At 33.8% G+C, this 14,657-nt stretch carries 8 protein-coding genes; 1 reads left to right on the top strand and 7 read right to left on the bottom strand.

The genetic code is table 11. The features are described 5' to 3' along the window. Window positions 1-50: 50 nt before the first annotated feature. From AASI_RS08010 to AASI_RS02780, 3 genes are all read right to left on the bottom strand, one after another. Window positions 51-877, bottom strand: a protein-coding gene (locus AASI_RS08010; RefSeq protein ID WP_148204996.1) for an IS5-like element ISCaa3 family transposase whose coding sequence is annotated in 2 segments (ribosomal slippage) — window positions 51-490 and window positions 490-877 — 828 coding nt in all. Because the reading frame shifts where the segments join, the coding sequence is not laid out codon by codon here. A gap of 588 nt (window positions 878-1,465) precedes the next feature. Then, window positions 1,466-2,344 (bottom strand): hypothetical protein, encoded by an 879-nt coding sequence (locus AASI_RS02775; RefSeq protein ID WP_148204927.1) that lies wholly within the window; start codon window positions 2,342-2,344, stop codon window positions 1,466-1,468. Window positions 2,345-2,452: 108 nt separating this feature from the next. Further along, the gene (locus AASI_RS02780) at window positions 2,453-2,671 is read right to left on the bottom strand and encodes an F-box protein (RefSeq protein WP_083758811.1); all 219 of its coding nucleotides are present in this window, start codon (window positions 2,669-2,671) and stop codon (window positions 2,453-2,455) included. Between the two features lie 962 nt (window positions 2,672-3,633). Here AASI_RS02780 and AASI_RS02785 point away from each other — a divergent pair. Further along, the gene (locus tag AASI_RS02785; RefSeq protein ID WP_238541607.1) at window positions 3,634-5,223 is read left to right on the top strand and encodes a flavin-containing monooxygenase; all 1,590 of its coding nucleotides are present in this window, start codon (window positions 3,634-3,636) and stop codon (window positions 5,221-5,223) included. A 634-nt stretch (window positions 5,224-5,857) separates the two neighbouring features. Here AASI_RS02785 and AASI_RS02790 read toward each other — a convergent pair. The 4 genes from AASI_RS02790 to AASI_RS02805 form a co-directional block, all read right to left on the bottom strand. Next, the gene (locus AASI_RS02790; protein WP_083758812.1) at window positions 5,858-7,804 is read right to left on the bottom strand and encodes a leucine-rich repeat domain-containing protein; all 1,947 of its coding nucleotides are present in this window, start codon (window positions 7,802-7,804) and stop codon (window positions 5,858-5,860) included. A gap of 920 nt (window positions 7,805-8,724) precedes the next feature. Continuing rightward, window positions 8,725-10,245, bottom strand: coding sequence for an F-box protein (locus AASI_RS02795; protein ID WP_148204928.1), 1,521 nt, complete (start codon window positions 10,243-10,245; stop codon window positions 8,725-8,727). A 70-nt stretch (window positions 10,246-10,315) separates the two neighbouring features. After that, a complete protein-coding gene (locus AASI_RS07605) occupies window positions 10,316-13,720 on the bottom strand; it encodes an SEL1-like repeat protein (RefSeq protein ID WP_012472714.1) in 3,405 nt (1,134 codons plus the stop codon). Between the two features lie 307 nt (window positions 13,721-14,027). Further along, on the bottom strand, window positions 14,028-14,588 hold the full coding sequence (locus AASI_RS02805; RefSeq protein ID WP_012472715.1) for a recombinase family protein: 561 nt from the start codon (window positions 14,586-14,588) through the stop codon (window positions 14,028-14,030). Window positions 14,589-14,657 lie beyond the last annotated feature (69 nt).

The following is a 14,657-nucleotide window of genomic DNA, read 5'->3' on the forward strand; positions in this document are numbered from 1 at the left end:
ATGCTCTATAGAGTTTTAGGATGGTAAAAATATTAGAGTTCTTCCGAAACTTAACATAAAAGTTCATAGTTATAAATTCCAGCAATAAGATTAAAGCGTAGCCCAAATCTTTTTCTCCTATTTCTGTAACGCTCCGCTAAAATTTTAAACCGCTTGAGCATACCAATTATATGCTCGCTAAGGACCCTTTGGCTGGCTAATTGCTGATTACTCCTCTTATCGGCTTTGGTCAAAGGATGCTTTTTACTGCGTTTTTTAGGCATAAGCGATTTGTCATGTAGCCTCTTTAACCCTTGATAGCCTGTATCTACTATGGCTTGACTATGCTGGCTTATATGTACCTTAGATTCCTTAAACAAGCGAAAGTCATGCCGCTTTCCATTTGAAAAACTACTACATATTATGGCTCGCGTTTGCTTATCGACAACTAGTTGCGTCTTTAGTGTATGTCGTTTCTTTTTACCTGAGTAGTAATATCGCTGCTTTTTTTAGGCCGCTCAATGGGGCTCTCTGTAGCATCTATTAAGATTACTGCATATTCCATATCGCTTTTTAACAATGCTTTACGGCCTGGTAAAGTGAATTGACCACTTTTAATTAACGCCTCTTCAATAAAACGGATGGTATAATAGCAATTACTCTCACTTATTCCATAACTTTTTGAAATATGGAAGTATGTGCGGTATCCTCTTAAATATTCTAAAGTCATTAAAAACATTTGTTCACAACTCAGTTTATTAGGCCGCCCTACTTTAGCTTTCTTTGTTTGAATGGCTTTCTGTATGATAGCTAACATTTTGGCAAAGGTCTCAGCCTTTACGCCTGTTAAGCGACGGAATTCTTCTGGCTTTAAGGTTTTTAGATGACTGTTTTCCATTAATCTTTCTGTTTTTTTTATCCCTAATTTATACATTTATGCTTATTCCTTAGGTTTCAGAAGATCTCTAATGCCGATAAAAGACACTATCCGAATGGAGGACTCATTGAAAATGACATAAATAAAACAATTAATAATGCCTTTACCAAGCCACTAGACATCTAGTATAGATAGTTTTTTCCGCTTTGTCAGTAAGGAATATAATTCTCTAAAATATACTCTATGGCAGCATTACGATTTTTTTTAAATCCTAATATTCCATATTTAAGCCCTTGTACTTTTAAATAGCAGGCCCAGCGGTTTCCTTTATATACTTCTTCTTCAAGCCAATCTTGTAATTGAGTGAGATCTTTTATATAACCATATTTACCCCAAGTAAGCCCTTCTATTTTTCGCTCAATAGCTTGCTCGTTGCCTTGTATAATTAATGACTCATTGAAATCTACAGCAGCTTGGAGATCCTGCCCATAGCCATACTCGCCCTGAGTAAGCCCCTCTATTTTCCGCTCAATAGCTTGCTCGTTGTCTTGCTCAACCAGAGCTTCATTAAAAGTAACAGCAGTTTCTGGATCTTTCTCATAGCCATACCTACCATAAGCAAGCCCCCCCTATTTTTCGCTTAATAGCTTGCTCGTTGCCTTGTTCAACTAAAGAATCATTTAAAGCAGCAGTTTCTGAATCCCCCTCATAGTTATACTTACCATCCGTAAACCCCTCTATTTTTCGCTTAACAGCTTGCTCGTTGCCCTTATCAACTAAAGAATCATTAAAGGTAATAGCAAATTGTAGATTCTTCTTATAGCCATACCTACCATAAACAAGCCCCTCTATTTTCCTCTGGATAGCACTCTCATTACCTTGTGTAACCAAGAGATCATTCAAAGCAATAAACGTTGAGCGGTTGCGTTTATAATATCGCCATTTACTATAAAGAAGGCTCTTTATTTGTTGTTTAATAGCTTTCTGGTTGCCTTGTTCTACTAAAGAGTTAATAAATTTAGCGGCAGCTTTCGGACTTTTATCATAGCCATACTCACCCTTAGTAAGGCCATCTATTTTCCATAAAATAGCTTGCTGGTTGCCTTGTTTTACTAAAGAGTTGATGAAGCTAACGGCAGCTTTTGGTTGCTTCTCATAGATATAATTACCATAAACAAATCCTCTTATTTTTCTTTGAATAGCTCGCTGATTACCGCGTTCAACTAATAACTCATTAACATTCATAGCAGCTTCTGGATCTTCCTCATAACAACTATACTTCTTACCATAAGAAAGTTTATGTATTATATTTCCTATACGTTTTTCATTACCCTGAGCTGCATATTCTTCTATTATTCCTGGTTTCCACCAGTCATAACGTTCCATTAATAATTCTCGGTAGGTACAAAATGGATGCTGTTCACTGAGTTTATGTTTGTATACTAGTTGATTGATGGTGGTAAGATCAGACAGAGTGTTAATATGCACTCGCAGTATATGCTTCTTTGCTTGATCTTTGGTAGCCTCACTAACTGGATAGTCTCCATGAATAGATAAGCGTAGAGCTCTCCATAAAGAAGGATCTTCACTTAATATTTACCAACGTTTGCATACCTGACTTGCTTGTAAAATATCTTTGACAGATAGCTCACTAAAAACTTGTAGCATAACTTCATCAGGTAATTCTATTGTCTCTTCTATATCCTTACTTGCATCATGTTCAACACTATCTTTCATTGCTGGAGAGTTAAGTTTAGTCCGGCAGGAAGCTAGCACTAAGCTCATGACAAAAAATATAACTACTGATTTATACATAGCTATTATTTAAAATGGGTAGCAATGAACAAAATTGCTAGCTTTTCAAATCAACAAAGCTTTATTAACTAGCAACTTTAGCTAATTATTTAAAGAGCAATATTGAATTGGCTAAATTTTACTAGAATATAAATGCGAATCTGAGACTGGTGAAGGGTTAGCTACCCATCGTTAGGTAATTTATGGTTAAAATCAATGCTTATACAGTACATATTATTAATGATAAATGGAAGAAGAGGAAACGGTATATTTATTCTCCTATACGTGGATTAAGGGTAAAATCCTTGTCAATTGATGGCAGATATTCAATTTTTTTAGTGTTAAAGTATCCTTTCCAAATTAGCACGGTTCAATTAAAGCTACTGCTGCTTGGCGCGTTAATCCTATAGTTACCAGTTGATACACTTACCTTTTTAACATTCTAAGCAAATTTTAATATTGAATTTAAAATTACATGGTTGTTTCTTTACACACAACTATAAGTAATAAATTGTTATTGGTGTAGTTTATGAGCAATCTAATCTTTAACATGTTCTAGCTTTTATTATGAGCTCTGCTAATTCTCCTTGAGATAAGTTGGCTAGTTTTATGGATGTCTATATGTACAGAAATGGCTTTTTGGATATTATAGAGGGCCTAAAAATATTACTAATCTTCTATATGATTTTTATGAAGTTTGCTGATAGGTAATTTAGGCAATTATGTTCTTAACTTATACATAATATTTACTAATTTATGACAAAATTTATGCATAATTAATACTTAAATGTATATAAAATTCTTGACTAATATGTTGTTTTAGGGGCTTAACTATATTAAATTATATAAAAAGGACCAACCATAATACCTAGTTTTTCATCTAACCCTATCTATCCATGTGTAAACTTACCAAAACAACTCAATATATACATTTTAAACCAAAAATTTTAAGTTTTTTTCCCTATCTAAGTATTCTTGTATTGGTGCTAATACTGGCATCTTACAAATCTCCACAAAAAAAACAGGTCCTTATTATTGGAGGAGGCCCGTCTGGGTTAGTAGCTGCAAAATCAGCTCTAGAATGTGGCTTAGAACCAATAGTATTAGAGAAAGATAATGTTATAGGAGGAGCTTGGAAGCCACACAAAGGACTTATGTGGAATTCTATGACAACAAACAGCTCACGGTATACAACCATGTTTTCAGATTTCCCCTGGCAACCAGGCACAGCTGATTTTCCTAATCAGCGCGATGTTCATAATTATTTGGTTGCTTATGCTGACAAATTTGGAATTACCAAACATATACACCTAGAGAGTGAAGTTCTCCACGTAAAGCGATCACAAAAAAAGTGGCAAGTTACTTGGAAAGAGGTAGGTAAGAAGAAGCAACAGAAATTTGATTTTGTTATTGTAGCTACAGGTATGTTTTCTAAACCTTATATGCCCCATTTAAAAGGCATGGAGGAGTTCAAAGGTAAAATCATTCATAGTAAAGATTATAAATCTCCAGAAGCATTTGAACATAAACGAGTTGTTATAGTAGGAGGGGCTTATAGTGGTAGCCAAATTGCTACAGACATTTCTAAAAATGTAAGTTATGTGCTCAACGTTATCAGTCGTCCTATGTACATACTACAGCGCTATATCAAAGCCCATCCAAATGGCTCTGAAATGCCAGTAGATTTTACTTTTTATAATCGAGAAGAAAAGATAAATGAACTAAATCTTACTGTACAAGAAAAAAATAGAAGAGCTCATAAATTCTATAGTGAACTTTGTCATAACCAAGCCAATATTTGTAAATTATTAGCCATAGATCCTAATACTGGCTCTTCACCTTATGTAACTATTTCAGACACTTATTTAGAAGATATTCAGGCAGGAAGAGTAGAAGTTACCCTTAATAAAATTGCTAGATTAGATAAAGAAGGTATTGTATTTAATAATGGTGAACGACAACCTGCTGATGTGATTATATTCTGTACAGGGTATCAACTTGACTTGTCTTTTTTAGACCCTGTTATACAAAAAGAATTGACTTTTTCTCCAGAAGACCGTTTACAGCCAGTATTATTACATAAAAATGTTTTACACCCTAAACTACCTAATATGGCTTTTGTAGGAATCTACCGAGGAACTTATTGGGGTGTTATGGAGTTACAAGCACGCTGGGCCAATATGATATTTGGTGAAATGTTGCCGCTTCCTTCTACAAAAACTATGTTAGAAGGCATTAGCCATGAGTTAGTTATTAGAACACAAAAGCCAAGACCACAATTTCCTCACGATACTTATGCTGAGTTACTTGAAGATCTAGGTAAAGAAATTGGAGTCCTTCCTAATATGAATGCTTTAAAACTAGAAGATCCTCAACTATATGAAGAAATGATGAAAACTCCTATCATACCAGCTCATTATAGATTAACTGGCTTTGGTAAGAATCCTGCTGTAGCTAGACAAATTATTGATGAACTCTACCAGTTTATGCAAAAAGATAATGTCCACAAACAAGCAGAAGTTTTCCCAACTGCTGGTAATACAGATAATATAGAAGGTGCTATAAACTTATAATGGGTTGTTTATTAGGTGCTCTATAGGGAAGATATAATACGCTTGTATCTTCCCTGTATTATTTAGATAATCTGCTCAATACATATTAATCTAATCCATACAGTTTGTATATAATCCAATTAAACGTAGAATTCTATTAAATATCTTAATATTACGGAGACATGATTAACAGGATTATCCAGTACAATTATCAATTTTACCCTCTTTGAGTTTCCTGTTAAGTTCTAATAGGGAATGCCGTTTGCCAAGATATCTTGTATATCTGTGCCACAGTCCTTAGCAAAACAGCATTCTATACTTAAACTCTTGTATCAATCCCACCCGTTTACAATTGGATGCTTTCTCTTCAATCTAAATCTTTAATTGAATGGGGAGCTTATATATAATAGAGCCGCTGCGAAACAGAAAATTGATAAAACTATTGGATTTTTGAGAGATAAATTTACTATCTACAAAAAATCAACCTACCTTTTTTATACTTTAAATGCCTATTTTTATTTTTTGTGTTCTCTAAATTGTGAAAAATACTCCTCTGTTTTTTTATAACAGTTGTTTCGCAGCAGGTCTAATGTATAACATGTATTAGTTCCTGGCACATGTGCTTCACATACAATTATTAGAAACAGCAAAAAAATTATTTACTTTTCAAGTATTTCTGCAAATAAAATAAGGGAAGATCTCTCTTCTTATACTGCTCAAAAACACGATTAATATCACTTGGGGTACACATTATATTTGATACATAAAATGGAACTTCTTGATCATTCATTTTTTCAAAAAAAATAATTAAAGGATCTATTTTCTTTTCATATTCTTTTTTAATTAAAACAGGCAATTCCCTAGGCGATAGCTCTTTCGGCAGTTTAGTATATATCTCTTCTTCTACAAAGCTAGGGATTGTTAGCTGATCTTCTTCTATACATAATAATTTATTTATAATGTCCTGCCACATCTTTCTAGGTCTGGAAAGCCGTAAGTCAGCTTTACTTTTCTTTATATATAAAAGTATGGTATTTGCACAAAGCGTCTGCAGACTGTAGGGTAGTTTAGAATACATAATATTTTTTGCGGCCAGTAGAGATATGGGACATAATTCCTTCTTTGTAAGCCAAGGATTTTGAGTTACACTTATTTTTAAGCTTACATCATTATTTAAAATAGAACTAGGAAGAGTCTGTAAACGATTACTCGAGATATCAAGCTTACGTAAGTGCTTTAGCTTATCTATAGAATAAGGTAGAAAGGTAATTCTATTACAACTTAAATCAAGTTCACATAAGTTTGTAAGACGCTCTATGCAAACAGGAAATTCTTCAAATTTATTGTTAGATAGATTTAATTTTTTTAGCCCTGTAAGTAGTGTGCTAAAATAGGCAGGTAGCCTACTTAAGTTATTAAAGGTTAAGCTAAGTTCCTCTAAACTAGTACATTGATTAATGTAGGGGGCAAGTCTAATATCTCTTCCTTGTAGATGCAAGGAACGCATAGACAGTTGATGGCAATTTATATAATGAAATATACCTGCCATTATATTATCAGGTGTCTCTATACTATAAAATCCACTGTACTTTAACATGTCTGAATTAATATCAATTTTACAAGGATTAATCAAAAGCATACGCCAATACTCAGAAGCCCCTATATTTACAAATAGTTTCTTCCACGAATCTTGAGAACTATTTATGGTAAGGTTCACTAATAAAGCTAATATATGAAGCTTTTCTTTAGCTTCTCTATTTCCTTGTTTGCTAGCCCTTCTAAGCCACTTCATTGCTTTCTGGTTGTTTTTGGAAACCCCTTCTCCTTTAAAAAATAAAAGTCCTAACTCATATTGTGCTTTGTTGTGCCCTTTTTTAGCAGCTATTGTAAAGCATTCGGCTGCCTTTGCCTCATCTTTTTCTTGGTCATCATAATAAAACTGCATGCCTAGTTTATAGTTGTGCTCGGCAATAGCTCTATTTTTTCTGATTTTCTCTTCCTTAAGGGTGTACTTTAACAACCATAGTGATTCTTTTGCATATTTATCACCCTGTTCACTAGCTTTCTTAAGATAACCAAGTGCTATTGTTGCATCTTTCTCCACGTATTCTCCATCCATATACATTATTCCAATTTTGTGTTGGGCTTTTGCATAACCTTGCTCGGCAACCTCTTTGAAGATTTCATATGCTTCTTGGTAATCTTTTGTGTTATAATAGCGAATGCCTGTTATGTACTGTTCATACAACTCTTTTTCGGTTATATGTTTTTCTTCCTTTTGTACAGCAGACAAGTTTTGTTTTGGATAGCAATAGTTTGAGGGACTCTGATCACATTCCAAGTGTACAGAAGAGGTGTTCGAATATTTATTGTATGCTATTGGAGGGGATGAGTTTATATTATGAAAACTAATTAAAGCGACACTTTCATTTGGAGTAGTGCCATCTATAGGTACTATATTCGGTTCAAGGGAAGTCTTATTTTTTTTCTCTTCAGTATTAGGCCTAGGGATATTATTTTCTTTACAGCTCTCTAATAGCAAGAGGATTAATAATAAATGAATAACTACTTTTGTGTTTTGTCTGAAAGAATTATACATCATTATGATTAAATTAAAATGAAGGAATTTAATTTTCTATCTCATAAATGATATAACTCATATATATGAGTATGGCTTTAAAGTTACAACTAGTTCCTTATATTACAATAAATGATCCTGTTGCAAATAGGAGGTAGCGGGATTAACTTAAGTAAATTAAGAAAGACAAATGAATAGATGTTTGATCCCTAATAGTTATGGTTATATTAGTAGTGATATTATTAAGGATAAAAACCAAGCTAAAAAATTATGGGACATTACATAAATGATTTAGTACTCATGGGGGCTATTTCGTAGAACGAAATAGCCCCAGGAAACCTGCTTGAAGCAAATAATCAAGCTAATTGTTATTGAGATGAAAGATTTATAGGGTTAATTGTGTGATTCGCATACGTAGTTACCATTTAAATGCCAGGTTAACTTAGAACTAGCTATTTATATTTGGCTTTATAAAAATTCTTTTAATCTTTACTTTTAACTGTATTTTCAGCCATTTTTTAGTGAGCAAAAACCCTTTTATAGCTAAAAAGTTTTTATTTCATCTTACACCCCTGTGGTAATAATGTATGCGAATCATACAGGTTAATTTGAAAAGGCAACTTTAGGCCGGTTTACTGTATGGTTTACTCTAATCGCTACTTTGCTCTATTTATAGTAAGAAGCTGTTCACCTCGTCGATCACTTCGCTTCCGAACACTTGGGAGAATAAACAAAAGTTTATTCTCCTTTATCTTTTTTGATAATTTATAGTTTATAAAAGGTTAAAAGTTAAATTTAGGTCCTTGGGTATCTTTATAGTTTCTTAACATGCTATAAATTTTCTCTTATAATTATAAATCCTCACTCTCTATTCATCTGCCTACCCCGGTTCAGATACTAGGTATTATGCAGGGCTTTCTCTTTGATTAGTTACTATTCTCCTCTTAAGAAAATATCCATTTTATATGAGGATATTGTTCTCTTAACAGTGCTTGAGTCTCTCTTTTTAAAAGATTAATAGGTTTCAACCCTATCTCTTCTAGTTGAGTGCCCTCTAACTCTTTAGCAACTTCCAGTATCCCTTCATCTGTTATTCCCTTATTGTGACTTAGATTAATTTTTTGAATGTTTGTACCTTGGCAGCCTTTAATAAGCGCTAATGCACCTTTATTAGTTATTTTATTACTAACTAAAGAAATTTCTTCTAAAATAGTATTCTTTAGTTTATCAGACATTTCGATAATACCTTTATCTGTTATCTCATTTCCTCCTAGATAAATCCTTTTTAGTAAACTGCTCTGTATATTTTCTATTATACCTATTATTCCTTTATCTCCTATCCTGTTTCTCTCAAGATTCATTTCGTCTAACTCTATAAGTTTTATGTTTTTAGCAACTTCTATAGCACCTTCATCTTTTATCTGATTACTTGTTAGATGTATAGTTTTTATTTGTTTTGGCAGATGTTTGGTTAGAGCTGCTGCACCTGCAGCTTGCAATTGATTGCTGCTTAAATCAATTTTTCTTATAGTTTTATTTACAGCTAAGGATTTTGCAAATGCTTGCGCTCCTTTTGCTTTTATTAGATTTGACCACAATAGTACAGCACGGACCTTGCTGCTTTGCAAACATTTTCCTAATAGTGCTACCCCTTCACATCCTATTTTATTAAGAGAAAGGTTAACTGTATGCACTTGAGTATCTGCTAAATATGGCCAGTATATAGGGGGTAAATTTTTTACTTCTCTTAAAAATTGATAAAAAATAAAGCTAGGCATACTACTAAGCTTATTTGTATATTTTTTAAAATCTAACTGTTTTATAGAGGACCACTTAGCTTGTGGTATACTTCGGTCTGGTTTATTGTCTACTCCTACTTTGCCTACTTGCTCATAGCCAGTTATAAGGCTATAAAAATGATGATTAAGCTCTCTTGTAATCATAGCCTCTTTATAAGATAAGTACGATACCACTTCTTCTAATAGCTCTGTGGGTAGGTCTAGAAAGTTTAGTTTTCCCTGTCTGGTCTTCTTTTTAAGAGGCCCATCTGTATCTATACTTTCTGATGCTGTTATGGAGGTTTCTTCTTCTGTAGCAGTTAAGTCAATTATCTGCTCTCTCTTTCGTTTAGCTGGCTGCATGAGACTTGCTGACGAACGCTCTTTCTCATCAGGTATTTTAAGTGCATTAACCTCTTCCTTTTTAAGAAATGCAACTTTAGACGTGCTATCATCTTCTATTACTATTACTTTTGTACCATCTTTCGGCACAAGTGGCATGTTAGTTTTAGCGTTTGAATAATTCCTTTTTGCCTTTCTAATGAAAGTTCTTTTAGCTGCTTGATGAGTAGTTACTTTTTGTTGTGCAATCGCAGGAGGTAAATTTTCCAAGTTACAACTCTGCAGAAAGATAGTTATACTACAAATTAGGAATAATACTTTTAGAAAAGATGAATGCTTGCTCATAGCTATAAACTAATAAGCAATATTAGCTTATATACAGCTTACATACAAGCGTATAACCTATTATAACTTATTAACTATCGGCCCGTTCTCTTTTAACAATATTCTCTAAGAGCTCAGTTGGTAATACATCATCGGACTCATAATACTCTAATGCTTTAGCTTCATCTTTTTCTACCCCTTTACCAAGTGAGTACATTAAAGCTAGACGCAGTTTTGCATTTGCATGACCCTGGTCAGCAGCTGTTTCAAACAATTCAATTGCCCTAGTTTCATCCATTTCTCCTAATTTATCACCCAGTAAGAGGTTGCCTAATTTAAAACAAGCTTCTGCATGACCTTGGCTAGCCACCTTTTCATACCATTCAGATGCCTCAATGTAATCATCCATATTTTCATAAAGTCTACCTACTTCAAACTGAGCATCTATATGCTCTTGCTCAGCTGCCGCTTTGTACCAGCGAAGTGCTTGTTCTAAGTCCTTTCTTTTTATGCCCCAGGCATTCTCATACATCTTACCTAGCCTATATTGTGCTTCTTGACTTCCTTGAATAGCAGCTTCTTGATACCATTTAAAAGCTTTTATATAGTTTTGCCCTTCCTGATCCTCATAATACATATCGGCTAGTCTGATCTGTGCTTCCAAGTAACCAAATTCAGCTGCGCCTTTATAATATTTTTTAGCTTTTTTATAATCTTGCTCTATACCCTTACCCTCATAATACATATTTGCTAAATAAAGCTTAGCTTTCATATTTCCCATATTAGCAGCAGTTGTATAATATTTCATTGCTTTAATAGGGTTTTTTTCTAATTCTAACAAACCGTTTTGATATATCTTACCTAGTCTATAAGCTGCTTTAGCATGACCTTTGTCCACCGCTATCTCAAACATATTGATTGCAATAGAAGCATTAGTTTTATTTTCTCCTTTTCCCTTATGTGCTTTTTGTTTTACTAAGCCTTTTTCATAGAGTCTACCTAATTCATAACGTGCTCCTGCATGTCCTTGATCAGCTGCTCTTCTATAGAATTCACTTATTTGCTCTAAAGAGTACTCCTCACTTTTATTCTTTTCTTTTCCTTTTTTTTGCTTTTCTTGCTCTATTTGTATTTGCTGTTCCTTCCATTTAATTTGATACAGTTGAGCCAAATTAAAGAGAGCCTCTGTATACTTATCTTTTTTCTTTTCAATGTTTTTATTCCCAGCAATCAGTTCATACAATCCTATTGCTGCCTCAAAATTTTCTGATACTCCTATTCCATCTTTATACCTTCTGGCTAATTCAAATTGTGCATCAATATTTCCTTTTCTTGAACGGTCTTTTAGTTTTTTTAAGTCCTCTTTGGTATTATCTAGGTTATCTTTTCTATCTTTCAAATAACGTATAGCATCTGCTACAGCATCTACCCGATCATCATGTAAAGGTTTGCGTCCATCAAAATAACTTGTTGAGTGAGCTTTATTTTTTACTATTGACATTAATTGATAAAAGAATTTATAGTACAGATTATCTTGGGGCTTAGATTCAAAATCATTTTTAAGTGCCTCTCGATTAATAACAATTTGATGATTGATTAACAAAGGACGAAGCGTTTCTAAGATTCTTTTTTCTTTGTTTTTTCCTTGATGGACTGAATCAAATTTTATCACCCTGAATTTTACATCCTTAGAAGATTCTAATTCTAGCATCTCTTTCTCTAAGAGCTTCACAAAAGATTTATCATTGTTATTTTCAACAATTATTCTGCTAACACCATATTCTTGGGCAATTAGTATTAATTTTTTTAAAACCTCTGGACTATTTCCTAAGCTGTGCTTGGGGTTTTCTTCATCTTCAGATTCCAAATTCTCCCTAGCATAACTCCCGGCCATTCCTCCAACATCCATAATATAATAGTAATCTCCACATCGTTTGGCCACACAATATGCCGTTTCATCAGTACCTTTTCCAGAAGGATCAATAGTCATAATGGCATCCTCATATTTGCGTGTATTCGCATACTCAAACAAGGGACCAAAAATCATGTCTGCATTAGCTTCTTTAAATGAATCGTAATTCCCTCCCCATGCCACCTCCCCAGGTGCCTTATTAACATCTAAATCCATTACAATTAGATCAGATATCCGCATAGGGCCTTGCCAACTAGGTTCTGATGTTGTTCTTTTCTTCTTTCTTCTTTCTAAGTCTTCTATAGATAGTTTGAATTCCTTTTTTGCGCTTGCTTGAAATTCTCCAAAATTTAACTCTGTGCCTTGAATAGCACTTTCAACTGCTTGTTGATACCACTCAATTGCGTGTTTATCTAAATTGTTAGGCACATATAAACCTAGAGCTCTTAATTTTATAAGAGCCTTTGCCGCTGTTGAGTTTTTAGTTTTGGCAATTTTCTTATAATATATAGTTGCCCATTCAAGAAGTTCTGAACCTTGTTCTGTAGTCTCTTGATTGCCTAAATATTGTTTATATTGTTCCCATGGGAAACTTAATAAGAACTCCTTAGCATTATTATATTTAGCCTTATCTTTTTTAGAGTCAAGTTTATCAAGTTGGCTCAGTATGTTTTTTAGCTTATTCTCTAGCTCTTTTCTAGCTTGTTCTTGCTTATTTTCTTCCTGTCCTTTTTCACCTTCACCAGAAGAGGAAGAAGAGGAAACGGTTATTCTTTTTATTTTTTTTCTACTTCCTCCTAGTAAACCTCCTATATATACAACACCTGCTTGGGAAGCGGTCGGAAAAACAACTTGGATAAGCTTTGAAGGGGGTTTGTCGGGTTGGTAGTTATCTATAGTAAGTAATCTGTTTATATTTTCTATTAATTCTTCATCTTCTCCTAAATTAGCTATTAAGTGAAACTTCGTAGATGCATCATCTGTTACTTCAGCTTTCCATATATTTCTCTCTTTATAAAATCTAACTATATACCCTCCTTGAACTCCAAAGATCTTATTTATCAGCTGTACCTCTTTTTCTTGCATAGCTTGTTTTTTAGCTTCTCTATGCTGATTAGAAAGCAGATCTTTAGCCAAGAAACCTTTATTTTGATTTATAGGGGTTTTAGATACTAACTGTTGATCCTTTTCAAAAGAAGGTTCTACAATATTTGAGGTATCATCCTCATTCTCTATAAAGGAATCAGTTGGCGAGTCAAAAAAAGTAACTTTATACTGGTTAGTACTAGTGTTATTCGGATGTAGTTGGCCTTCTTGTAGTATTTCAGCAGGTAGCTTATTAAAATAAGAATCATACTTTTTGTCTGCTTGTAAATAGGCGCCTTTTGATGCTTCTGTATTATTAGAAGAAGGCGGTTGGGTAACGGATTTAGACTTGGAATCTTTTGATCTTTTTGAATTAGGAATAATATGGTTATAAGACTCTGAACAGCCTTCTAAAAATCCTATAACTAGAAATAGCAAGATTGCTGAAACTAAAATATGGGTGCCTAACCGATTAATTAACGGACGCTCTTGTTTCATAAGTTTGGAGAAAATGTAAGAGTTCTAATTTTTGCAGAAAGATAGTATATATAAGATAAACTATCCAGACTATATACACAAAGCTATATACCTAAGAGTTAAGTACAAGAAGCAAAAAAATAAATTAGCAATTCCCTACTTAAATTTTTGATAAAAAATTACTATTAACCTAAGAGAGAAGGACGATGTATTTCAGTAGTCATTTGCATAAGTCATTTGCATAAGTCATTTGCATAAGTCATTTGCATAAGTCATTTGCATAAGTCATTTGCATAATTTATCACAATATATTCCATCATTAATTAGTTTACAAGGAAGTCGAAGTTTCACTTAACAATTTATAAACTGTAGACCTTCCAACATTTGTCTGCCTAGCTATTTGAGTAGCCCCAACACCCGCCTTATAAAGACCAATAACCTTTTCCCTGTCGACTGATCTTTTTCTTCCGAACCTTATATTGTTAGCTTTTGCCTCAAGCCTTCCTTCATTGGTCCTTTCAAGTATTCGTTGCCTTTCTGCTTGAGCAACTGCTGCAAGAATAGTGACCACCATTTTACCCATTGCACCTTCTGTTGAAATACCATCATCGAGGAAACGGATAGCTACCCCTATGCCATCAAATTCTTTCACAAGCTGCACCATATCGAGCGTATCCCTACCCAAACGGTCTAGCTTTTTAACGAGTATCAGATCTCCTTTTTCTATTTTAAGTCTAAGCAGTTGTAAACCTTCTCGCTCGGTATTACTGCCCGTTGATTTATCGGTAAATATTCGGTGAGCTTGGGCTCCAGCTTCTTCAAGAGCCTTGATTTGAATATCAAGTGATTGTTGGCTGGTTGAAACACGAGCATAGCCAAAAGTTCTCATGAAAGTGTCTATTAAATCAATTATTAGAATAAGTGTCTACAAATGTATGGAAAATCGATTTTATAGACA

Origin of the sequence: Candidatus Amoebophilus asiaticus 5a2 (assembly GCF_000020565.1) — a bacterium.
Taxonomy (GTDB): Bacteria; Bacteroidota; Bacteroidia; order Cytophagales; family Amoebophilaceae; genus Amoebophilus; species Amoebophilus asiaticus.